The organism is Saccharibacillus qingshengii, assembly GCF_013185195.1.
Lineage (GTDB): Bacteria > Bacillota > Bacilli > Paenibacillales > Paenibacillaceae > Saccharibacillus > Saccharibacillus qingshengii.
In genome coordinates this window covers 1-22,388 of the sequence record NZ_JAAZWC010000033.1, presented here as the reverse complement: position 1 = coordinate 22,388, position 22,388 = coordinate 1, and the positions used below count along the sequence as shown (strand labels likewise).

The window sequence follows — 22,388 nt, the reverse complement described above, 5'->3', positions numbered from 1 at the left end:
ATTATAAATGTGCGGTTCCCGCATACCGCTTCTCCGTCCTTCCCTACAAAAAAAGAAGCCCGGCAGCAGCCGGACTTCTTGAAAGGGATACAGCGAATAGAAAAGGCCGTTCCAACCCGCGGTTTAGGCGTGCGCGGGAGCTGTTCCCGTGCTTGTCTCCGGCGTACGCACATCGCGTTCGCGCAGGAAGTAGACCAAGGTCAGCAGCACGCATACGACACCGACCGCGCCCATCAGAATAGACTGGTTCCAGACCACATCCGTCATTCCCGTCGAAATGGCCGCTTTGTAGCCAGTTACGGTATGGGTCATCGGCATCCAAGGGTTGAAAGCTTTCATCCAATCGGGAATCAGTTCCAGCGGGAAGGTTCCCGCGCTGGTTGTCAGCTGGAAGATCAGCAGGAGCAGCATCATGAACCGTCCCGGATTGTCCAACCAGGTGACGAATGCCTGAACCATCATGGTGAACGAGAAGCTGGTCACCCAGGTGAAAAGGCAGAACAAGGCTACACTCTGAACTTCAAGTTTCAGCACGAACAGCGTGACGACAACCGCGAGTGCGGACTGCAGCAGACTCATGCCGAAGAACGACAGGAAACGGCTGACGAACCGGTTCCAACCTGTCGCGTCTTTGACGGAAGATCCGCGCAGAGGCACAACGAGAGTCGAAATCAGTGCACCCACGAACAGGCCCAGCGACAGGAAGTACGGAGCAAAGCCCGTACCGTAGTTCGGTACATCATGGTAGACCGTTTCGCTTAGTTCGACCGGAGCCGCATACATCTGCGCATTGGCGTCTCCTTTGTTCACGTCGGCCGTTTCGACGGCCGCGTCGTTCAACTTGGTCTGCAGTTCGCCGGAACCGTCGGCCAATTTGCCCGCTCCGTCTTTCAACTGCACCGCTCCGTTCTCAAGCTTGCCCGCTCCGTCCTGCAGCTTGACCGCTCCCGAGGAGAGCGTCTCGGTACCTGCGCTGAGCTGCGCCGCACCGGAAGCGAGTTCGCCCGCTCCGCTGCCCAATTTGCCCGCACCCGCGCTAAGCTGACGGGCGCCGGAAGCCAATGTCCCGGCTCCTTCTGCCGCTTGGCCGAGTCCAGCCTGCAGCTGCTTGCCGCCTGCGGCAAGTTTGCCGGCGCCGGCGCTCAGCGTCTGTCCGCCGGCTGCCGCTTCGTCCAGTTTGGCGCCGAACTGCTTCAGTCCACTGCCAAGCTGCGTTTGGCCGGCGGCCAGGCTGTCTGCGCCCGCTTTGAGCTGCGAACCGCCTGCCGCAAGCTTCTCCGCTCCGCTCAGCATCTGCTGATGGGCACCGTCAAGCTGCGCGGCCCCTGCGCTGAGCTTCGCCTGTCCGGCACTCAGCTGTCCGCTGCCGGAAGCTACCGCTTGGGCACCGGCCAGCAGCTTCTGCGCTTCGGGACTCTGCGCCAGCTGGGGCGCTGCTTGAAGCAGCTGCTCCAGACCGTCGGCTACGCCCTGCGCACCTGCAGTGAGCTGTTCGCTTGCCGTACTCGAAGCGGCCAGCCCTTCCTTGAGCTGCGCACTGCCGGCCGCCGTTTGTTTAAGCGCATCGCGAAGCTGCCCCGCTCCGTCTGCGGTCGAACCGATCCCTGCTTGGAGCTGTTTCGCTCCTTCGGTCAATTTGGAAGCTCCGGTCTCGATCGACCCGTGCGCATCCGACAGCTGGCCCAATCCGCCGGCCAGTTTGCCTGCTCCCGCCTGCAGCGAGTCCGCCCCGGTCGTTAACTGGGCGGCTCCGTTTTGCAGTTTGGCCTGGCCCTGCTGCAGAGTAACCGCGCCGGCGGCCAATTTGTCCAGATTGGTCTGGAGCACTCCGGCCCCTTCTTTGAGCTGCAGGGTTCCGCCTTGCAGTTTCGAAGCGCCGTTCTTGAGCGCTGCCGCGCCGTCTCCGGCTTGGGCGAGGCCGTCTTTGAGTTTCGAAGCGCCGTCTTTGAGTTCGCCGGCTCCGCTGCCCAGATCTCCGGCGCCGTCTTTGAGTTTGCCCGCACCTTCGCCGGCATCGTTAAAGCCTTCCGAGATCGTATCCAGCTTGGCAAACAGTTTCTCGGTATACGTCTTGGTGACCGCTTCGGAGACTTTCGTTTTGATTTCTTTCATCGCCGTCTCGCCGATTTGTCCGGCCAGGAAGTTATAGCCTTTGTTCGGCGAGAATTCGATCTGCGCCGGCTGCGGCTTTTCGTCCAGCACGGTCGTCGCTTTTTCCGAAAAGTCCGCCGGAACGGTGATGCGCATGTAATACTTCTCGTCTTCCATGCCTTTGGCCGCCTCGGCCGCATCGACGAACTGCCAATCGAACGAACCGTCCTCCTTCAACTCGTCTACCAGGTCTTTGCCCGCCTGCAGCATCTGTCCGTCATATTCCGCTCCGCGGTCCAGATTGACGACGGCTACCGGAATCTCGTCCATTTTTCCGTACGGGTCCCAGAATGCTTTTAGGAACAGCCCGCTGTACAGCACCGGAATAAACAAGACGACAATAATCGGAATCAGAATCTTCGGATTTTTCAGGTGGGTTTTCAAATCGTTAAAAAATACAGCTAAAGATTTCAATGTGATTCTCTCCTCGACTTCATTCTTCTCTTTGTCCAATCTCTCAACAGAACCGAATGACTATTTCGATCAAATGGTCATTTTAGAGCAAAAAAACGGCCCGCTTCTTCAGCAGGCCCGTCGCCTTTGAATCCTTCAAGGTGCGGCGGTAAATCCTTCGGTCAAAAAGGTAAACATATGACGCTTCAGCTCTTCCTTGGACATGGGTTCGTGATGCATTTCCCATTCGCCGGTCAGCGCTATGAACAGCTTCAGCATGCCGAACGCGATCACTTCGGGGCTGCCTTGGCGAATTGCGCCTTTGTCCATTGATTCGCGAATGACGCGTTCCAGAAATTCCAGCACGACGCTCTCGACTTTGAACAAAGCGGCTTTGGCCTGAAGCGTGCCGATATCCCGCAGCTCCTGGGACAGCTTGATAAAGAGTTCGTGCTCTTCCCGGAATTCCAGAATAGCGTCCAGCGCCTGGTAGGCATTTTCAAAAAACGGACGTTCCGCATGAATCTCCGCTTCGGCTCTGCGTCTCAACTCACGGATCGCACCCAGCAGAATCTCGTCGAACAGCTCTTCCTTGTTTTCGAAAAAGGTGTAAATGGTTCCTTTGCCCACATTGGCGATCTTCGCAACCTGGTCCATCGTGGTCGCTTTGTATCCGAACAGCGAGAACGACTGGGCAGCCGCATGCAGAACCTGCTCGCGGCGGTCGACGACAGCCATATTCCCCCTCCTCTTTCTTCTTGAAGTTATCGTAATTGACTATAAATACAAAATGGTCATTCGGTCAATTTCAATTTATCATATCATTTTCGGAATAGCAAGAGATTTCATCAAATAAGCGTCTCTTCCTGCCTCGTCCAAAAAAGGCCCTTCCCGCCGCGGCGGAAAGGACCTTCTGCATACGGATACGCCGGCCGGGTCTTCTCCGGAAACCGTACGGCGCTCGGCCGTATTCTCCGGAAGCCGAAGCCCGAAACTAGTCCCTTGTCAACGCTAAAGGTAAGGTTACGCCCCCTTCAAACGCACACACCTAAAGCGTGTGCGTTTGAAAGGAACGTAAACCTCGGATTAAGAGTTGACAAGTTACTAGACGTCCAGACTTTCCCGGCTGTTCAGGATGATTCCTTCGATACCGTCTTCCTTGAGCCCCGCGCAGAAAGCTTCCGCATCCTGCTCGATGGCGGGAAACGTGTTGTAATGCAGCGGCAGCACTTTCGGTGCGCCGATCCATTTGGCGGCGATCCGCGCATCTTCCGGTCCCATCGTGAAGAAATCCCCGATCGGCAGCGCCGCGATATCGATCTTGTTCAATTCTCAAATGATCTTCATATCGCCGAACAAAGCCGTGTCTCCGGCATGATACAGCGTCTTGCCGCCCAGAGTCAGCAGGATGCCTGCCGGTTCCCCGCCGTATACGATACGGTCTTCCAGGGTCAGCGACGAACTGTGGAACGCCAGCGTGTATTTTACTTTGAAGCCGTCGAATTGATGCGAGCCTCCGATATTCATGCCCACGGTCTTTACTCCCTGCTCCGTGCAGTAATTCGCAAGTTCCACGGGAGCGACAACCGGACAGTCGTTGGCTTTGGCAATTCCGATCGTGTCTCCGAAGTGATCGTTATGCGCATGCGTAAGCAGTACGGCATCCACTTTGATATCCGCGGGCTTGACCCCGGAATTCGGATTGCCGGTCAGAAAAGGGTCGATAATGACGGATTTCCCTCCGCCTTCCACGAGCAGTGCGGAGTGTCCGAGATACGTAATTTTCATAAACGAAATACTCCTTTCGCGTTCGAATTGGCCTGTTTGAAGAACGGTTCGGACATGGAAATTCCGTGTTCACAGACAGGGTTTTGTATACGGCTTCCGCTTCATTATATCGCGTGAACGTATGTATACCAAATTCGCAATCGAAGAATCGAGTAGGGCTGCCGAGTTCGTTTGTATTGGAAATAAGACTTATTTGAAAAACGTATGATGACCGATCTTTTTGACCGGTGTGCGCGTATTCGGAACCGTCATATCGGTCGCAAGTTCCAGGGACACGAAATAATACGTATCATCCGGCACTTCTTTGCGGCCGTTGAGCGCTTCGGCTACGGCTTTAACGGAGTCCCCGGATGGGACGACACGGTCGAAACGGCCGTTCTGAACAGGCGAGAATTGATATCTCTGATAAATGACATCTCGGATCGTATCGGGATAGTTGGCGGACCGGAGCCGGTTCAGGACAACGTTGGCGACAGCCACTTTGCCTGCGTACGGTTCGCCTTCGGCTTCTGCCATGACGATTCTTTGGAGCAGAAGCACTTCTTCATCGGCCAGTGCGTAAGTCCAGGTCGCTTGTGAAGCTTGATCCTGGCTGAGCAGCGCGGTCGTAGTGAAGAAGATTTGGTTTGGGGGAGTTTGGGATGATCCCGCTTCCTTGGCGGCTGTTTGGACAGCTTTGCCGGTTTGGGCCGGTTTGTCTTTTTTGACATCGGCTTGAACCGCGGACGCGGACTTTTGAGCGGAAACGGAAGGAGTCGCAGCCGTTTTTTTGTCGCTCTTGGATTTGGATTGGGTTGTTTTGGTTTTCGGTTGATCGGAGACATTCGAAGAAACCTCGGTCTGTTTGTTCGTCTTCGATTTCTGAGACTGCGATTTCTGAGTCTGATTCGAAGAAACAGCCTTTTTGTCGGTGGCGGAATCCGAACTTTGGATTTTTTTGTCCGCCGACACGTTTGCCGTACGACTTTCTTTTTGTACCCAGGCGGTAGGTCTTGCTATAAATTCCGGGTGTAAGACTTCATCGAATGCGATATCGGTCAACTCGCAGGCCCCCATGCCCACGCTTGCCGCTTCCGCATAAGACGGGCGCACACCATTCGATACCCATACCGTCGCTGCACAAATGAAAATCAAGATCACGCCGACCAGCAGCACGACCCAACGATTATTTTTAAGTTGTTCCATATATATCCTCCTAGCTCTCGGCATACTCCCTTCCTATGTAACCGTTCAAATCCGGTTTGAATCCGGTTTTTACCGAAAGCATGTTCGCTTTTTTCGGTAATTTTACATAAGGGAAGAGGCGCGCAAAAAAAAGCACAAACCCAATTATAACGCAGTTCTGCGTTTTTTTCATCTTTTTTTCAATTTTCATGTTTTTTCACGGCGGCTTCTTCTCTGTTTTTTCGTTTTTTTCCGATTCTCTTCGCGCTTGAAAACAGCGGAATTCCGCGCTTTTCCCGCCTCCTTCCCTCTTTTTTCGACGCACGGAATTTTTTTTGAGACAGACACGGACCCTTGTGCGGAATTCAGACTGCTTCTCCTTGGTATTTTTACAAATTCCAATCCCTTGCCGGCAGACAAAGAGAGCTTGCAAAAAATTTTACGGAAAATTTATTTTGAAACAGTGTCATCCATGGCAAAAGATTTTGCGAACGTTATAATAGGAGCATGAATATCGAGAGGAGCTCCTGGATGAATGAACAATCGGAAGACCTGCAGCTGATTCGGCAAATTGCCGGCAAAGATGCGGGAGCGCTCGAACAATTGTACGATGCCTATGAACGGCCTCTGTACGCTCTGGCTTACCGCCTTTTAAACGACGCGATGGCGGCGGAAGAAGCGGTACAGGAGCTGTTCCTTCGGATATGGAACAACGCAGAACGCTACGATTCGTCCTACGGCAAGCTGTCGACGTGGATGTTTGCGCTCACGCGCAACATTTCGATCGATATGCTCCGCAGACGAAGCGCACGCGCGGCATCGGTCCCTGTGGAAGACGACTATTTGAAAGCGATCGTGGACGTGTCGGCCGATACGGAACTTGCAGTGGAACAAACGCTGCAGGGAGAATCCGTCAAAGCCGCTTTGAATGAACTGGGAGAAGAACAACAGCAGGTCATCGAATTGATTTATTACAAGGGATTGACGCAGCAGGAAGTATCCGATCGCTGCTCTATCCCTCTGGGGACGGTCAAAAGCCGGGTAAGGCTGGCGCTCAAGCAGCTGCACAAGCGCCTGTCGGGAATGGAAAGGGGGGAATCGCGAGTATGAACGAACGCAAAGAATCGATAATGGATCAGGCCGAAGCCTATGCGCTCGGAGGATTGGATGAAGCGGAATTGGCGGAATACGAAGCCTATCTGCTGGATGACGCCAACGAACGGCAGCGTGCGGCGGAGCTGCGCGACACGGTCGGCATGCTGCCCCTGGCCCTGACGCCGGCGGCTCCCCCGAGTGGTATGAAACGAAGAATTCTGGCCCAGGTATTGGGCAGTGAAGCGCCTGCCGCTCCGCAGACCCAGCAGCAGCTGGAGCAGGCAAGGCAGACGATAGAGGTCGACGAACTCCGCCGTGCGGCGGAAGTTAAGAGCGGCATCGACGGAAGCGGCGAGCCGGCTGTCGTCAAGACCGACAGAAGTTCCGCGGCTCCGCTGGTTGAAGAACGTCCGGCCGGAAACGACACGGTGCGCGGCGCAGCGCCGCGCAGCGTCTCTGCCGATCCGGCTGCGGCCGAACCTGAAGTGGCGCGCCGGGCTTCCCGGGCACGCGCTTCCCGCGGCCTGTGGGCCGGAGCGGCGACGGTCATGGCGGCGGCTGCGGTCGTGCTCGGAATCTATTCCGCCCAACTGCAAGCCTCGATGAGCGACATGCGCTCGGATATGACCGCGATGGAGCAGAAGCTGGCTTCTGCAGCGCAGCCTCCCGTCGGTGCGAAGGTCGAAAATAGCGTACGGTTAAAAGGCAGCGAAGACGATCCCGATGCGTTCGGCATGGCTTCGATGATCCGCGACGAAAATGGCATGCGTCTGGTTGTCCAAGCCGAGAACATGCCTTCGCTCAGCGGCAGCGAAGCTTACCAGATCTGGTTGATCAAGGATGGACAGCCGCCGCAAAATGCCGGGACCTTTATGTCCGACAGCGGCAGCGGAGGATTGTCGCTCGCGATAGAGCCTGACGATTACGATACGGTTGCCATTACGCTGGAACCGGATGCCGAAGGCAAAGAACCGCGAGGACGCATGGTACTGGCCGCTCAGCTTAACGGCTAACAGCCGAAAGGGGCAGGACGTAAGGCCCGGACGACTCCGGGCCCTGCGGTCTCTCCCGGCAGTATCTGCAGGAAAACGAACAAAAGCCCCTGAATCCTTACGCCGAAAGGCTGGGATTCAGGGGCTTTTTCGTTTCTTTGTTTTCCATTTTTTAAAACTAATTCTTTTCATTAATTTTATAGCCTGTTAGATTTCATTTGCGGCGTGTTCAAGCCGCGGAAAGGGAGAATAGAAATGGTATTTACAATCGAACACATGCCGAAAGCACGAGTGATTTTCGCAAGAAAAACCGGGCCCTACGGTCCACAGAATCAAGAAACCATGGAACATCTGAAGGCTTGGGCACGGCGGCGAAACCTTCTCCGCGAATCGACGATTCTGCTTGGGATCGCGCAGGACAATCCGCAGCTTACGCCGCCCGAGCAATGCCGCTACGACGCCTGCCTGATTATCCGGGAAGCCAGCGCCAGCGAAATCGGCGATCTGCAGGACACTTCTCTTCGTTTGGGAAAATTCCCCGGCGGCATCTATGCCGTATTCAAAACGGCGCATACGCCCCAAGGCGTAAACGAAGTCTGGGCATCCGCTTTTCCCGCCCTGATCGAAGCCGGCATTCTCCTGGACGAGCGGCCGGCTGTCGAGCGTTACACCGGTTCGCTGCTGTCGGAAGGCGTCTGCGAATTGTGCGTGCCGATCCGTCAGTCTTGATCCGACTGTCCGGACCGGATGTGCCCCTACTGCCAAATGCCGCCGTTCAGTTTCCGCCCAACGGAAACTCCGCAACCGCCTCGTACATCGGACGCTTGTGCATATGCGTCCGGTACAGCACGGCCCGGTCCAGCGTACCGGCCGACACGACCGGAGCCGTCTGCAGCAGCGGCGGCTCGAACACTTCCCGGCCCGCCGCGTATTTGCGGGCCAAGGTCAAGTGCGCGCGGAAGCTGCGCTTCTCCGGCGCGAAACCGAGCGGCGCAAGCGCCGCTTCCGCCGCCGCGGCCAGGCGGCTGAGCGCTTCCGAGCCTTCGCCCGGCTCGGCAAACAGCACGCGCGGCGCTTCGGGCAGGCCGAAGGTGCCCGCGCCGTTCAGGGTCAGGGCGAACGGCGTCTCGCCCGCAAAAGCTTTCTTGAGCGCGGCCTCGATCGCCGCGATCCGCCCGCTGTCCACATCGCCGAGAAACTTCAGCGTGAGATGGTAATCCCGCGGGTCGGTCCAGCGCCGGAACGTTTCCGGGCCGAAGCGGCTCAGCGCCCAATCGGCGAGTCGGTCCGCCGTTTCTTGGCCGATCGGAACCGCTGCGAACACCCGCCACTTCCCGGCTTCGCCCGGATCGGTCCAACGCCGATCCGGGTTTTTCATCGGCTCTCCGTTCATCCTTCCCCCTCCTTTTCCGTCAGACTCTGCCTCTTTTTCCGGCTTCAGGTTTTTTTGGTCGCCTGTCTTCCTGTTGGATTTCCGGCTTTGCCCGCTTTCAAGGTTGCATTGATCTCTCCTCCGACAATAAGGATGATCGAGCTCAGATACAGCCAGGTCAGCAGAATGATAATCCCGCCCAGGCTTCCGTACGTTTTGGTAAAATTGCCGAAATTGTTTACATAGAAGGAAAAAGCAAGCGAAGTCACGATCCAGCCCACGGTGGCAAATATGGCGCCGGGAATTGCTTCACGCAGCCGGATCTGCCGATTGGGCGCAATCCAGTACAAAGCGCTGAACACGGCGGTCAGGACGACCAGCGGAATCGAATACTGGATAAGGCTCCACATCCGCTCGAATCCCGGCGGATACGACAGCAGCCGGTCCAACTGACCTCCGATCCAATGACCGAAGACCAGCAGCAGAACGCTCACCAGCAGAACGACGCCAAGAACCAGCGTGGACAGCATCGAAACGAGCCGGATCTGCCAGAATTTACGGTTTTCTTCGACATCATAGGCTTTGTTCAAGCCTTTGATGACGGCATTGATTCCCCGCGAAGCCGTCCACAAAGTGGCGATCATCCCGATCGACAGCAGGGCGCCGCTGCCTTTCGTCACTTCGCTCAGAATGCCTTCCACCGTATTCATCGCCGCTTCCGGAACGACCCGGCGGGCCAGACGGAGCATTTCCTCGATCGACAGATCCACATAGCCGACGAGGGTAACCAGGAAAATCAGAAACGGGAAAAAAGACAGCAGTAAATAGTAAGCCAGCTGGGCACCGATTCCGCTGACTTCGTCATCGCGAATACGGACAAACAATCGGTAGCCGAAATCAAAAGCATTCGTTGCATATTTTCCGATCATGAGAGCTCCTTCAGGGTTATTTGGCCGGATTTCCGTGCAGGGCCTATTGCATCGCCGCAAGCGTTTTTCCCTGCGCTCCCTTGCCTACTTGTATTATACCCGTTTTCGGCCGGATGCCCCTTTTTGCGAAGTCGGCGGGAAGATTTATGAATTGAACTTTGCTAAGATGGAAAGGTAGATTTTCGAACCCGAAGGAGGAGTATCCGAAATGCCGACGATTTTGACCCTGTACGAATTCCCCGAAGAACAGATGCAGCAGATTCGGGAGATTGCGCCGGATTACGAATTGAAAAGCGTGCCGATCAAAGAAGTCACTTCCGAACAAATCCGCGAAGCGGACATCCTGGTAGGCTGGAATCGCAAGTTGGAACCGGCCGCCGTGGAAAGCGAACATCTGAAATGGGTACAAGCCTGGTCCGCAGGCGTCGATTATTTTCCGATGGACCGTTTTGCCGAGAAAAAGGTGCTGCTGACCAATGCCGGAGGGGTACACGCGATTCCGATCTCCGAGCATATCTTCGCCGTGCTGCTGGCCATGTCCCGCAATCTTCACGGCAATATTCGCAGCCAGGCTTTGGGTAAATGGGAGAAAAGCGGATCGTATGGAGAAATTTCCGGCCTGACGATGGTCATCGTAGGAACGGGCCATATCGGTCGCGCCACCGCAAAGCTCGCCAAAGCTTTCGGTATGCGCACGATCGGCGTTCGCCACTCGGGCCGGCCGGAAGAGCATATCGACGAAATGTACCGAACGGACGGAATTCGCGAAGCTTTCGCCCAAGGCGACGTGATCGTGAACATTCTTCCGCTGACCGACGAGACCCGCCACTTTTTCGATCGCGAGAGCTTCGGTTATATGAAAAAATCCTCCCTGTTTATCAACGTGGGCCGCGGCCAAAGCGTCGATACCGAAGCGATGGTCGAAGCCCTGGATTCCGGTATCCTCTCGGGCGCCGCGCTTGACGTATTCGAACAGGAGCCGCTGCCGGAAGATCACCCGCTGTGGGCACGCGAAGATGTCATTATCACGCCGCACGTCGCGGGCAACACGGATCATTACGACGTCCGCGCCGCCGAGATTTTCCTCGACAATCTGCGCGCTTTCGTTCAGGGACAGACACTTCCGCGCAACCTGGTCGACTACTCGAAAAAGTATTGAAAGTCGGCTTCGGATTTGCGTCTATTATATAGTAGAAAAAAAAGCAAAAAGGCCCCCGGCATATCCGCCAGGAGCCTTTTTGCTTGGGTATCCATTCCGTTTTCCGTTGAGGTTCAGGGATCGCTTCGCAGGCCGGGATCGGCTTTGCGCAGCCGCAGCAGCGAACGCACCGGCACCCAGTTGGTCAGCAGCACGCCTGCCAGCACGACGAAAGACCCGACCGCCGCGTTCCAGTGCAGCGCTTCTCCGGATAACTTCGCGCCCAGAGCCAGGGCAATGAAGGGTGAGATGTAGAGCCAGGTTGTCGGAAATACGGGATGCGTACGCGAGACCAGCCAGTAGAACAACGTATGTCCCGCCATAGAGCCGATCAAAGTCAGATACAGCAGCGACAGCAGCGCCTGGGACGTGTCCGTGATCAAGAGAGGACCGCGCTCCGTCAGCAGCGACAGCAGAAGCAGCAGCCAGCCGCCGTGCATCATTTGGGCCGCGTTCAGCGCAACGGGCGAAGCTTCGGGAAACTTGGCGCTCGCATGTTTGGCCAGCAGGGCTCCGGCCGCATAGCCGACTTCACCTGCCACGACCACCAGTCCCGCGAGCAGCCATAGGCTTCCGCCTTCGTTCTCCGCTCCGGGCAGAAGCAGCAGCGCCACGCCCGACGTGCCGACCAGCGTGCCGGTCAGTGCCAGACGGGGGATCCGAACCCGGGAGACGCCCGCCTGCAGCAGCAGAATAAAAGCCGGTCCGGTCGCCGAGAGTACCGACGCAAGGCCCGACGAAATATACTGCTCCGCCCAATAAAGCGCCGCGAAGGTGCAGAACGTCAAGCCGAATCCGGTAAACAGCGTTTCTTTGCGCAGCAGCAGGGAAAATCCCGCTTTGCGTCTGACCGCCATCCACAGCATCATCAGCAGTCCCGCCGCAAAAAAACGTACGCCGGCACCGAAGAAAGGCGGAAGGCCCGCTTCAACGCCCAATTTGATCGCCAGAAAAGTCGTTCCGAAAATCAGGCACATAGCCAAATACCCCACCAGGATCATCTGTTCTTCCTCCTTCGTTTGCTTTATTGTAAAAGGAAGTCTATAGAACAGATCATAATTAACAGAACAGATGATAGAATGCAGTCCGCGAGATCGACTAAAATCGGTTCAGACCGGATCGACGCCGAAGTTCGCTGCAAACGGCGCCCGTACCCGGACTTGACCAAAGGAGAGTTTGCCGTGCATCGATATTCCAAAAAAGAACCGGCTCCACCGTCCCGCCGCGAATCCGGCGAACGAATTGCGCAGAACGTTTCCGGGGCACCGGTCTCCTCAAGCGGACTGGCCGCCGAACTGCGTATGCGTATCGCGCGCGGCGACTGGATCGAAGGCGAGAAACTGCCTTCCGTGCGCCGGCTGTCCGAAGAAACCGGACTGCACCGGCTGACGGTATTCAAAGTCTACGGCATGCTCAAAACCGAAGGATTGATCGAAGCCCGCGAAAAATCCGGTTATTATCTGACCGTTCCCCGCCGATCGCTTGAACCCGGATTCGGCGGCATGTACGGCGCTCCGTCTGCGGGCGGCGTATCGGAATCGGCTGTCCCGATTCCGGCCCTGCTCGGCGAACTGCACAGTCTGGACTGCCGCTACCAGTTCTCTCAGGCGCTGATCGATCCTCTACTGCTGCCCAATTCCTATCTGTCCGAACATGCCAAGCAGGTGTTCGATCGGTATCCCCGGGTACTGGGCACCTACGCTCCTCTGCGCGGCGACGACGAACTGCTGCATGCGCTGCGCACTTATCTGGCCGCGGAATGCGGCTTCCAGCCGGAAGAGCAGGAACTGCTCGTGACGGGCGGCGCGCAGGAAGCGATTCATCTCGCCTGCGAAGCGCTTGTCCGTCCCGGCGATCCGGTACTGATCGAACGGCCGAGCTACAGCGTGGCGATCGAAATCTTCCGGCATCGCAACGCCCGAATCCTGCCGGTCGATATCCATCCCGAGGGTTACCGGATCGAAGAGATCGAAGCGCTTATGCGCCGATACCGCCCCGTGCTTTTTTACATGAATCCGACTTTCCATAATCCGACCGGCTGGTGCGTCCCTTCCGAGCAGCGCAAACAGCTTGTCGATCTGGCGGAAACCTACGGCTGTATCCTGGTTGAAGACGATGCTTTTCGGGATATTCATTTCGGTTCGCCGCCTCCGCCGCCGGTCTACGGTTACGATACGTCGGGACATACGATTTATATCCGGAGCTTCAGCAAATATGTATTTCCCGGTCTGCGGATCGGCTGTGCGGCCGCAAGGCCCGATCTGATGCGGCGTCTGCTGGCCGCCAAAGCCCGCAGCGGCGGCGGAACTCCTCTATTGAACCAGAAAGTGTTCGTTCACCATTTCCAGTCGGAACGTTCGCGCCGCCATCTGCACAAACTGCGTACCGCGCTTCAGCTTCGCAAGGAAGCGATGGAAACGGCGCTGAACGACTCCGGTTGGCGCTGGCAGTCGCCCGAAGGCGGACTGAACTTGTGGGTCGAACTCCCGGAGAGAATCAGACCCGAACAGCTGTTGGCCGATGCGCTGAATGCCGGCGGAGACGACAGCGTATCGTTTGTGCCGGGCTCGTTCTTCGATCCTTCGGGCCGGGCGGACCGTCATATCCGCCTCAGCTATTCGCTCCTTAACGAGCGGCGGATTGCGGAAGGCATCGAACGGCTGCAGACCTATGCGCGGCTGCAGCTCCGCTAGGGTCTCCCGCTTCTCCCGTCAACCGACCGCCGCAGCCGCCTTGTCTTCTTCCCGCAGCTGCGCCCGGTACAGCGCTTGGTATCGGCCTCCAAGCGCCATCAATTCGTCGTGCGTGCCGCTCTCCGCCGCGCAGCCCTGCTCCATGACGATAATCCGGTCCGCTCCTTGTATGGTCGACAAGCGGTGGGCGATCACGAAAGTCGTTCGCCCCTGCTTGAGCAGATCGAGCGCTTTCTGAACTTTGCGTTCCGATTCGTTGTCCAGTGCGGATGTCGCTTCGTCGAGCAGCAGCACGGGCGCATCGCGCAGCAGTGCCCGGGCAATCGCGATACGCTGCCGCTGTCCGCCGGACAGCCGGGCGCCGCGCTCGCCGATCTTCGTATCGAATCCTTCCGGGAATTCCTTGATAAACGTATAAGCTTCCGCCATCCGGGCCGCCCACTCGATCTCGTCTTCGCCTGCGCCGGGACGACCGTCGGCGATATTGTCGCGGATCGTGCCCGAGAACAGATGCGCTTCCTGCGGCACCCAGGCAAAATAACTTCTGCGGCGCTGCGGATCGATCGTTTCCGCGTCTTCCCCGTTCAGCAGCAGCCGGCCTTCCCGGGGCGGATACAGTCCAAGAAGCAGTTTGAACAAGGTCGTTTTGCCTCCTCCGCTTTCGCCGACCAACGCAATCGTCTCCCCGGCTTTGGCTTCCAGATTCAATCTTCTCAGCCCTTTGGCTTCTTCGGCATTCTCTCCTTCGGACACATACGAAAAGCTCAGGTTCTCGATCCGCAGTTCATTCAGCAGCGGGGCCTTCTCCCCGTTCTCGCGCAGCTGCTCAGCTTCGGCAGGCGCATCGATCACTTCGAAGATCCGGTCCGCCGCCCCGAGCCCCTGCTGCATGCTTGCCCACATGCCGGGCAGCGTCGTAAAAGGCATCACCAGATAGTTCATCAGCTGGATAAAAGCCAGCATCGAACCGACCGTGATTGAACCGACCTGAACCAGATAAGCTCCGGCGACGATCGCTCCCACGAACATCAGATTCCCCGCAAAAGCGCTGGCCGCCGCACTGCCGCCCTGAATACAGCCGCTGCGCAGTTCCCACCCGAGAATCGCCCGGCTGCGTTTCACAAACGAGTCGAACGTCCGGCGCTCCATGCCATAGGCCTTCACTACCGACGGCGCACCGAATACGTCCTGCAAATATACGGTAGCTTCGCCGATCGCTTCCTGCTGCCCGGCCGCGCTCCGGCGCATCGCTTTGCCCGTCACCGCTCCGATTGCGATCATCACCGGCCCCATCGCAAAGCAGAGCAGCGCCATCGGCCAGCTGATCGTCAGCAGATAAGCAAAAGCAGCCAGCGCCAGCAGCGGATTGCTGATGAGACCAAACAGCATGGTGCCCATCGCTTCGCCGACCGCCTGGTTGTCGCTCGTCATTCTGGACAGAAACTCGCCCGAATGCCGTTTATCCGTATAGCCTGCCGGCAGCCGCAGCACATGATGCAGCGTATCTTCGCGCAAGTCTTTGCGGATCGAAGCCGAAGCTTTCATACGCAGCACCTGATCGATATAATGCACGATCACATCGAGCAGCAGGATGCTTCCTCCGATCGCTAGGATAGTCGGCCATCCATAAGCCGAACCGTAGACGGCCGCATCGGTCACCAGCGACAGGAACCAGGCGATGCCGAGACTGACCGCAATCTTGACCAGGGTTGCGGCGCCAAGTCCGGCATACAGCCCTTTATAGTTTCTTATGTATACCGCCAACCGGGCAAAAGTCTTTTTACCGCCCGCTTCTGTTTTGATTTTTTTCTTCCCGCTCATTTCGGTCGCCTCCGTTTCATTATTTACTATCCCAGTATAAGGAAACGGAGGCTGCTGCGAATGGGGCGCGGGACGGTTTATCGGCTCCGCCTTGGGACCGAGCAGGCTGACGCAGCGAGGTCGATACGGATAGAACAGCGCCAAAAAAGCCCAACAGAACCGAAAGAAAGAATCTTCGGTTCTGTCGGACTCTATTTAAGCCCGGCTTGCGCGGCACCGCCGATTTACTCGGCAAGTCCGGCCGCTTCCGCGGTCAGCCGGAACGATTCCAGCCGATCTTCGTACTGGATCGCCGGGCAGACGATCATGATCTCATCCGCTTCGTACAAGTCGCGGATCTCCAGCAGACGCTCGCGTACCCGCTGTACATCGCCGACAATCAGCGACATGCGGTCGTCGTTGCCTTTGAGCTCCGACCGGCCGACCGGAGATTCGGGAAACTGCGCCCGGAATTGTTCCGCCAGCGTCAACGCCTCACTGTCCGTCTGCGCGCAGATCGCGTGCACCGCGACCATCACATGCGGCTTCTCCCGATCCGGCGAAGGTACAAACGCTTCGCGGTAAGCCTGCACAATCTCCGGGCCTTCGCTTGTACTCATAAATTGGCCGAAGGCATAATACGCTCCGCAGGAAGCGGCCATATCCGCGCTTTTCGTATTTGTACCCAGCATCCACAGCTGCGGAGGCTGCGACGGATTGGGACGTGCCCGGACCGGTTCGCCGTCATAGCGGTAGCTGCCGCTCATCAGCTCGCACAGCTGCCGCACCTTCTCCGGCATTTCGCCTACATGCGCGAGGAAATTGCCGCTCAGCGCCATCGTCGTGTGCGCATCGCCGCCCGGGGCGCGTCCAATGCCGAGGTCGATTCGCCCCGGATACAAAGCCGCCAGCAGGTTGAAGCATTCCGCAACCTTAAGCGGACTGTAATGCGGCAGCAGCACGGCGCCGGCTCCGATCCGAATCCGGCTGGTCCGCGCGCCGATATGCGCCAGCATGACTTCCGGGGCCGTGCAGGCAAGCGAATCCATGCCGTGATGTTCGGACAGCCAGTAGCGGCTGTACCCCCAGTTCTCGGCGCCGGATGCCAATTTGGCTGATTGGGCGAGCGCTTCTTCGTCCGAGACTCCGCCGAGACGCGGCGACATATCGAGGATTCCCAATGTCAATTTATTCATGATGTCGTACCCCTTCCCTGGCGGCCGGATTGCTCTGGTCCGCAGCCGGACCTGTAAGCTCTTACTTTATTCGACGCGGGATCTTCGTTTTCGTTGCGGAGCCGCGCCCGGCTTAATCGATATCGTAGATGGATCCGACCTTCAGGCCGTACAGCTCGTTGTAAATCTTCTCGGCAAACATGTCCGTCATGCCCGCAATATAATCGACGACCATCCGCTCCCATGTCCAGACGGGCACGGCTTGGCGCTGATCGCGTTCGAACCGGTGAATCCAATCGCTCGGAATAATCGAAGTTGCCGTCGACGGATCGACGAAAGCGTCCCACAGCCGGCGGATAATCCATTCGCTGCGTTTTTGCAGGCGCTGGACGCGAAGGTCTCGAATCATGGTTACCCAGGCAAAACTTTTGAGCACGCTCACCGTCCGCAGCATGTCGTCGTTTTCCGCGCCGTCTTTGACGAACGTGACCTTTTTCCAACCGCCGTCGTCGATCACGCCCAGACTGCTGACGAAATGATTGACCCAATACGCTTTGACTTCGCGGCGTGTGCGGGAGAAATCGCGGTCGCATACCGGCCATTTCGAATTCCAAGCCTGGAGGTAATCGTCCAGCACCGCGCTGACTTTCATACTGATCGCTTCGCGTTCCATCCCCTGCCAGACCCGGTCCTCCAGCGTCTGGATTTTCTCCAGGATCAGACGGTGGGTCCCTTCGTCGTGCATGAAATGCTCGTGCACCTCGATCTTGCCCGCCTTGATCCCGTCCTCCAGATCGTGCGCGGAATACGCGATATCGTCGCACAGATCCATCAGCTGCGCTTCGAGCGTGGTGCGGCGTTCCGGAATTCCCCACTCTTTGCGGATCGCGGAAATATAGCTCCATTCGTTGCGGTACATGCCTTTTTTATTTTCAAGTCCGGAGAACGGATATTTGTTGATTCCCAGAAGAACCGCGTCGGACAGATTGAGCCCGTCGAGGTTTTCCCTTTTCTCCAAAAACATCATTAACCGAAAATTGTGCGCGTTGCCCTCGAAATGTTCGTACCGGTAGCGCATTTCGCTGTGTTTTTCCCTTTTTTGCTCATTCGACTCTTTCTTGCCCCGGAGCGATTTGCGCGTCTTCTCTTCGATCAGCTTGTCCAGAATATCGGCCAGCACTTCCTCGCCTTTGTGTCCGAACGGAGGATGACCGAAATCGTGCGCGATCGACGCGCATTCGACGACTTCCGGGTCCAGCACCAGCCCCGGGCTGTCGGCACGTTCCAGCGTGATCTCCGGGTATTGGAACACCAGATTTTTCGCCGCCTGCCGTGCGATCTGCGCCACTTCGAGCGAATGCGTGAGCCGTGTGCGGTAGTAATCTCCCGTGCCGGCGCCGAATACCTGCGACTTGCCCTGCAGCCGGCGAAATGTCGGAGAATGGATCAACCGCGAATAATCCCGTTCGAACGAGGACCTCGATGCTTCGTGTTTGTCTTCGGCATGCTGCCGGTGTTCTCTTTTATCCGTCAAACTCATATCTCTCCAGCCCCGCCCTCTCTGCCTGATGAATCAGTTGGAGTCGATTATACCTGTTTTCGCCCGCCTATAAAAGAGGTTTGGGCGTCCGCTATTCATTATACCAGAGGCGCGTATTTGAATCCGGGAACGATTGTACGGAAGCCTGTAAAAAAGCGGGAGTCGGCGGCTGTTTTCACTTTTTAAAAAAACGGCTTCGAACCGAAGGCAGCAGCGTCACGATCAGAATCGCAAGCGCAAGTCCCGTATAGGCCAGCTGCATGGCGGAAACGCTGTTCATCATATACGTTTGCACGGCGATCCAGACCAGTTGTCCGAATCCGATATAAAGCGAAAAAGCCCAGACGGGATGCAGTTCGGCGCGGTACGGATTGAAGGCCTCGGCGGATGTCCAATCGGGCCGGCGCCAGAGTCCGTAAGCGACGATAAGCGGAAACATACCGAATACCGACAGCAGCAGAATGCCAGGGATCAGAAAGCTGCGAAAAAAGGTCCGTTCCAGCAGCGCGGCGGGCATCCCCATCGAGGTACCGCCCGGATCGAGAATCAACATCACCCCGCCTCCGATTGCGCCGAGGGCCAGGATCAGATGCAGAGCGATGAGCAGGAAGACGGCGAACGGAATTTTGGGAATGGAGGATCTTGGAGGAGCAGAATTCGGCATGGGCTGTTCTCTCCTTATATAGATGGATTTTCTCAAGCTTAGCTTCTCTATGCGAATCGGCGCGCGGACAAGGGTCACAGCGGAGTGGACAACTTCCACAAAGATACCGATTGAATGCAAAAAAGCCGGCATGCTTCCGCAATCGGAAGACATGCCGGCTTTTGATAAACTGAACTGCCGCTTGAACGAACGGATAACCTATTTTTACTGTTCGGGAAGCCCTGCGGCCAGGCGCAGACGATTGGCCCGTGCGTGGGCGGAAGCGGCCGCTTTCGTATCGCCTGCCGCTTGGGCCCGGTACCATGCCGGAGACAGCCAACGAAAAATCATCTCCTGGGCGTTGGATTTGTGCAGTTTGACGGCCTGCGGCAGCCTGACTCCCCGTTCGTCGATCCCCGCCGCGGCACGCAGATTGACGGCCAGCCGGTGAAAATGCTCCGCTTCCGGCTGCTGATGCGAAGCGCGCGCGGCGGCCCAGGCGGGCCGCACATATTCGCCGATCAGCGCCTGGGCCAGATCGGCGGGCAGCGGCGTGAATGCCGGTGACGTCGGGTTGGATGAATCTCCATGCGGCACCTGTATAAGTGGCGGCTCCGCAAGTGTCGCCGTTACGTCAGCGATCAGTTCTTTGAGCGTTCTCCCGCCGGATTTAAGCCCATTATCGCAGTCGATTTTGCGCGCAGGATCCAGCTGCTTGTGACTCGGAATGAATAGGCGGGGATCTTTGTTCCATCTGGCGCAGCAGTAGGCCAAATACCAAACGAACCTCTTGTAGGCTTCTTCGAAATCGATATTCCCTCCATAGCACAGCTCCACGCCGAGCGCGGCATCGTTGGCGTTATAGCCGAAATGCTCGTTGTCGCTCGTCACCTTGTAGAGGACATGCCAGGCTTTCTCGGCGGGATCCTTATCCGTTCCGGCGGGAATGATCTCGAGGATCTTTTTGTCGTCGATGAACGTGTGCGCCGAAGCGGAACGGTCCGTGAGCGCATTGAAGTAGCGATAATGGCTGTCCGCATCCGCTCCGGGATTGCCGGTATCGTGCGCAACAAAAAAAGCCGGCGTTCCGGTTGTCAGCCGGAGGCCGGGTCTGGTGTTCGGGCGCTTGGCGATGTAGCGGCGCTCGATCGGGTATTTGTTCGCTTGCAAAACATTCCCTCCTTGCGTTCAATTTGAATTCGCTGTAGGTAAGGCCGTTTTGTTCTCTTCGGCTTCGGCTACGGCGTTTTCTTCGGCTTTGTCGGCTTTGACGATTTCCGGCTGGGCTTCCGGGATCAGCAGCGGATTTTCTTCCGACTTGGTCCGGCTCTCAAAGATGCGGACGGCATTGCGCAGAATCGGCGGCATTGGTAAGCCCATTTTGCCGACGTTTTCGATGACGCTCAACAATTCATTGGCCAGATAAAAAAAGATCACCGCATCGCGAAACATATGCAGATCGCCGAGAGCTTGGTCGACCAGATGCGCTACGGCCACCACGACCGCGGCCGTTCCCTTTATGATGTGCTTCCCCATAGGCATGCTCCCGTTTGTATGAAATGAATTTGAAATGAGCCCTCGCATTGGGGGTTTCTGGCCACTAACTTAATCGTTCTCGAAAAATCGAGGATCGAAAGATCATATTCTCTATTATTCGGAACTATCGATCCGTAGAAAACAGCAGCGCCTACTGTTGCTTCTGTAAGCCGTTTCGAGCTTCTTCGGGAATATCGGAATAGCGGTCAAACGGGACGTACTGCCCATCGTTCCAATTAGTAAAAACAAAAACATCAAAACCCAACTTCAAAGATGACTACTATATATTCGTAAATTCCAACTCTTCGTAGTAAGATGTTTTAAAAAAAGCAGGTGAATACTATGCAAAGTGTATCTTTATTTTTTCTCACACTCGCTGTATTTGGTTTTTCCCACTTTTTTCTTAGTAAAAAGATTTGTAAAACTAAAAAGTATATGTCAGATACGACGGGTTACAATTTGTACAAGTGGACGATCATTAGTTCGCCCATACTTGCGATTATTATTCTTATTTTCGTTAATCACCCTTTTACTTGGATTCTTCTAGTAATCACAATTACTTTTGCTGTGTGTTCAATTCTCGAGCGAAAATATATTCCAAGCTCTCGGAGGCATATCGTTTCATTGATTATGGTAGGACTATCCATTATCGCTGCTATTTTATTTGCTCTCTAAAGCTTGAATTCGTTTCAATAATTTATCTATGTATAAGTAAAAAAGCTACCGGAAATTCCGATAGCTTTTTTTTACTTATTTTAATTTTCACTTTTTCATTTTTTCATTAAGTTGAACTAATCCAAGCTCCGCTATTGGTTTGCATACGAGTAATAGGACCAGCACCAATGATATAACGAGTTTTCCCACTAATAGAATTGTATTCAACAAAAGCCACTTCAAATTCGATACGTTTATACTTGGTAGCGATCGCACTCTTAGCAAATGCAGCAAGACGATTTGTCAAAGCTTCATGCCCGTGCTCAAGGGCGCCTAGGAAGTAGTTGTGCAGGCTGGCACCAAGAGCCGTACTGGTAAGACTTGCAATACCAGCAGCAATACCTACAGGAGTCGAAGTGACGAAAAGCAAGCCCAAAAGAGTAGATCCAACGCCTAAACTCGAAATGGAAGCTGCCACTAAATTTGATGCACGATTAGTTCTTGCTCCATGCACAAGAACTGCTTGCACCTCAACAGCTTTGGCCAGTTCGTCAAGAGAAAAAGTAAGTTTTGAGTATATTCATAAGATTCAGCCATAATTCATTCCTCCAATATTTTTATTGAGCGAGTGGGATTTTGAGCTAAGTTGCATCCCTCAACTTAGCCGCTTAACTCGTGCTCTCTATATAAAGAGAAATAAGTAAGCAGTTTTACAACCGTACAAAACAATTTTTCAATTAAGATCAAATCGCCGGATAACTTCTATCATAGTGACATACAGATGTTGCTTTAAATCTTCCCGAAAATCTATAGGAACTTAACGAAGTGAAGCCTTTATCTTTGGAGAAAAAGATTCTAAAATTTCTGCCAGTGCTTCTCGATCATTGTTGATTTGAGCTTTCTCTAGTAGTTCTGACAGCATTGATATTCCCCTCACTTTACTCTTTTTTGTATTTCCTCTTTCAAACTACCAATTGTCCTACTTAAATCCGTTATTTTTTTTTCAAATCGGAGAAGTAAATAAGCAGTAATAGCAATAGGAAACCCTAAATTAGCAATCAATCCTATAAGATCAGGTTGACTCATCTTTATCTCCCCTCTCTTCTGAATCAATCATAGATTGGCGTAAATAAGCTAGTGCCTTCAAACGATGTTTTGAAATATTCTGTTGAGACCCACCGAGCATACTAGGGCCTGTACGCAAACTTCAAGAATGCCCTCAAATCTGTTAAATTAAAGACATGAGACGACGATACGATTTAACC

At 55.4% G+C, this 22,388-nt stretch carries 18 protein-coding genes and 2 pseudogenes; 5 read left to right on the top strand and 15 right to left on the bottom strand.

Features of this window, described 5'->3' with window-relative positions:
- Positions 1-123: 123 nt before the first annotated feature.
- The 4 genes and pseudogenes from HRQ60_RS20585 to HRQ60_RS20570 all read right to left on the bottom strand — a co-directional run bounded on the left by HRQ60_RS20585 (position 124) and on the right by HRQ60_RS20570 (position 5,517).
- Entirely contained in the window at positions 124-2,565 is a 2,442-nt protein-coding gene (locus HRQ60_RS20585; protein ID WP_172199635.1) for a YhgE/Pip domain-containing protein, read from the bottom strand.
- Between the two features lie 135 nt (positions 2,566-2,700).
- Positions 2,701-3,282, bottom strand: a complete 582-nt coding sequence (locus HRQ60_RS20580) for a TetR/AcrR family transcriptional regulator (protein WP_172199632.1) — start codon at positions 3,280-3,282, stop codon at positions 2,701-2,703.
- Positions 3,283-3,648: 366 nt separating this feature from the next.
- Positions 3,649-4,332, bottom strand: a pseudogene (locus HRQ60_RS20575) (metal-dependent hydrolase).
- A 189-nt stretch (positions 4,333-4,521) separates the two neighbouring features.
- Positions 4,522-5,517, bottom strand: coding sequence for a cell wall hydrolase (locus HRQ60_RS20570; protein WP_246281419.1), 996 nt, complete (start codon positions 5,515-5,517; stop codon positions 4,522-4,524).
- Positions 5,518-6,027: 510 nt separating this feature from the next.
- Between HRQ60_RS20570 and HRQ60_RS20565 the strand changes: the two genes are divergently transcribed.
- The 3 genes from HRQ60_RS20565 to HRQ60_RS20555 all read left to right on the top strand — a co-directional run bounded on the left by HRQ60_RS20565 (position 6,028) and on the right by HRQ60_RS20555 (position 8,312).
- Entirely contained in the window at positions 6,028-6,606 is a 579-nt protein-coding gene (locus tag HRQ60_RS20565) for an RNA polymerase sigma factor (RefSeq protein ID WP_172199629.1), read from the top strand.
- Positions 6,603-7,604, top strand: a complete 1,002-nt coding sequence (locus tag HRQ60_RS20560; protein WP_172199626.1) for an anti-sigma factor domain-containing protein — start codon at positions 6,603-6,605, stop codon at positions 7,602-7,604. The genes HRQ60_RS20565 and HRQ60_RS20560 overlap by 4 nt, the downstream gene beginning before the upstream one ends.
- A gap of 234 nt (positions 7,605-7,838) precedes the next feature.
- Positions 7,839-8,312 (top strand): AraC family transcriptional regulator, encoded by a 474-nt coding sequence (locus tag HRQ60_RS20555; protein ID WP_172199623.1) that lies wholly within the window; start codon positions 7,839-7,841, stop codon positions 8,310-8,312.
- Positions 8,313-8,358: 46 nt separating this feature from the next.
- Here the strand turns inward: HRQ60_RS20555 and thpR are convergent, their stop codons facing one another.
- A complete protein-coding gene (thpR, locus tag HRQ60_RS20550; RefSeq protein ID WP_172199620.1) occupies positions 8,359-8,976 on the bottom strand; it encodes an RNA 2',3'-cyclic phosphodiesterase in 618 nt (205 codons plus the stop codon).
- A 44-nt stretch (positions 8,977-9,020) separates the two neighbouring features.
- The gene (locus HRQ60_RS20545; protein ID WP_172199617.1) at positions 9,021-9,884 is read right to left on the bottom strand and encodes a YihY/virulence factor BrkB family protein; all 864 of its coding nucleotides are present in this window, start codon (positions 9,882-9,884) and stop codon (positions 9,021-9,023) included.
- A 208-nt stretch (positions 9,885-10,092) separates the two neighbouring features.
- Between HRQ60_RS20545 and HRQ60_RS20540 the strand changes: the two genes are divergently transcribed.
- The gene (locus HRQ60_RS20540; protein ID WP_172199614.1) at positions 10,093-11,043 is read left to right on the top strand and encodes a D-2-hydroxyacid dehydrogenase; all 951 of its coding nucleotides are present in this window, start codon (positions 10,093-10,095) and stop codon (positions 11,041-11,043) included.
- Positions 11,044-11,156: 113 nt separating this feature from the next.
- Here HRQ60_RS20540 and HRQ60_RS20535 read toward each other — a convergent pair whose 3' ends face one another.
- A complete protein-coding gene (locus HRQ60_RS20535) occupies positions 11,157-12,083 on the bottom strand; it encodes a DMT family transporter (RefSeq protein WP_172199611.1) in 927 nt (308 codons plus the stop codon).
- A gap of 180 nt (positions 12,084-12,263) precedes the next feature.
- Between HRQ60_RS20535 and HRQ60_RS20530 the strand changes: the two genes are divergently transcribed.
- Positions 12,264-13,775 (top strand): aminotransferase-like domain-containing protein, encoded by a 1,512-nt coding sequence (locus tag HRQ60_RS20530; protein WP_343044767.1) that lies wholly within the window; start codon positions 12,264-12,266, stop codon positions 13,773-13,775.
- 18 nt (positions 13,776-13,793) lie between these two features.
- Here HRQ60_RS20530 and HRQ60_RS20525 read toward each other — a convergent pair whose 3' ends face one another.
- The 8 genes and pseudogenes from HRQ60_RS20525 to HRQ60_RS20485 form a co-directional block, all read right to left on the bottom strand.
- Positions 13,794-15,596 (bottom strand): ABC transporter ATP-binding protein, encoded by a 1,803-nt coding sequence (locus HRQ60_RS20525; protein WP_172199604.1) that lies wholly within the window; start codon positions 15,594-15,596, stop codon positions 13,794-13,796.
- A gap of 224 nt (positions 15,597-15,820) precedes the next feature.
- Positions 15,821-16,771, bottom strand: a complete 951-nt coding sequence (locus HRQ60_RS20520) for an MsnO8 family LLM class oxidoreductase (protein WP_172199601.1) — start codon at positions 16,769-16,771, stop codon at positions 15,821-15,823.
- A 112-nt stretch (positions 16,772-16,883) separates the two neighbouring features.
- Positions 16,884-18,290 (bottom strand): deoxyguanosinetriphosphate triphosphohydrolase family protein, encoded by a 1,407-nt coding sequence (locus HRQ60_RS20515; RefSeq protein ID WP_172199599.1) that lies wholly within the window; start codon positions 18,288-18,290, stop codon positions 16,884-16,886.
- A gap of 175 nt (positions 18,291-18,465) precedes the next feature.
- Positions 18,466-18,954 carry a hypothetical protein gene (locus HRQ60_RS20510; protein WP_246281418.1) on the bottom strand — a complete coding sequence of 163 codons (489 nt, stop codon included), beginning with the start codon at positions 18,952-18,954 and terminating at the stop codon, positions 18,466-18,468.
- A 609-nt stretch (positions 18,955-19,563) separates the two neighbouring features.
- Positions 19,564-20,103: pseudogene (locus HRQ60_RS23780) on the bottom strand (peptidoglycan recognition protein family protein); the annotation flags it as partial.
- Positions 20,104-20,121: 18 nt separating this feature from the next.
- Entirely contained in the window at positions 20,122-20,469 is a 348-nt protein-coding gene (locus tag HRQ60_RS20500; RefSeq protein ID WP_425501729.1) for a phage holin family protein, read from the bottom strand.
- A 781-nt stretch (positions 20,470-21,250) separates the two neighbouring features.
- Positions 21,251-21,637, bottom strand: a complete 387-nt coding sequence (locus HRQ60_RS20490; RefSeq protein WP_172199591.1) for a hypothetical protein — start codon at positions 21,635-21,637, stop codon at positions 21,251-21,253.
- Positions 21,638-22,056: 419 nt separating this feature from the next.
- Positions 22,057-22,209, bottom strand: coding sequence for a YvrJ family protein (locus HRQ60_RS20485; RefSeq protein ID WP_172199589.1), 153 nt, complete (start codon positions 22,207-22,209; stop codon positions 22,057-22,059).
- Positions 22,210-22,388 lie beyond the last annotated feature (179 nt).

Coding starts and splice junctions, on each gene's coding strand:
- HRQ60_RS20520 (WP_172199601.1), bottom strand. CDS start 16,771: ATGAATAAATTGACATTGGGAATCCTCGATATGTCGCCGCGTCTCGGC.
- HRQ60_RS20565 (WP_172199629.1), top strand. CDS start 6,028: ATGAATGAACAATCGGAAGACCTGCAGCTGATTCGGCAAATTGCCGGC.
- HRQ60_RS20545 (WP_172199617.1), bottom strand. CDS start 9,884: ATGATCGGAAAATATGCAACGAATGCTTTTGATTTCGGCTACCGATTG.
- HRQ60_RS20580 (WP_172199632.1), bottom strand. CDS start 3,282: ATGGCTGTCGTCGACCGCCGCGAGCAGGTTCTGCATGCGGCTGCCCAG.
- HRQ60_RS20485 (WP_172199589.1), bottom strand. CDS start 22,209: ATGAGTCAACCTGATCTTATAGGATTGATTGCTAATTTAGGGTTTCCT.
- HRQ60_RS20570 (WP_246281419.1), bottom strand. CDS start 5,517: ATGGAACAACTTAAAAATAATCGTTGGGTCGTGCTGCTGGTCGGCGTG.
- thpR (WP_172199620.1), bottom strand. CDS start 8,976: ATGAACGGAGAGCCGATGAAAAACCCGGATCGGCGTTGGACCGATCCG.
- HRQ60_RS20535 (WP_172199611.1), bottom strand. CDS start 12,083: ATGATCCTGGTGGGGTATTTGGCTATGTGCCTGATTTTCGGAACGACT.
- HRQ60_RS20540 (WP_172199614.1), top strand. CDS start 10,093: ATGCCGACGATTTTGACCCTGTACGAATTCCCCGAAGAACAGATGCAG.
- HRQ60_RS20515 (WP_172199599.1), bottom strand. CDS start 18,290: ATGAGTTTGACGGATAAAAGAGAACACCGGCAGCATGCCGAAGACAAA.
- HRQ60_RS20510 (WP_246281418.1), bottom strand. CDS start 18,954: ATGCCGAATTCTGCTCCTCCAAGATCCTCCATTCCCAAAATTCCGTTC.
- HRQ60_RS20560 (WP_172199626.1), top strand. CDS start 6,603: ATGAACGAACGCAAAGAATCGATAATGGATCAGGCCGAAGCCTATGCG.
- HRQ60_RS20500 (WP_425501729.1), bottom strand. CDS start 20,469: ATGGGGAAGCACATCATAAAGGGAACGGCCGCGGTCGTGGTGGCCGTA.
- HRQ60_RS20525 (WP_172199604.1), bottom strand. CDS start 15,596: ATGAGCGGGAAGAAAAAAATCAAAACAGAAGCGGGCGGTAAAAAGACT.
- HRQ60_RS20555 (WP_172199623.1), top strand. CDS start 7,839: ATGGTATTTACAATCGAACACATGCCGAAAGCACGAGTGATTTTCGCA.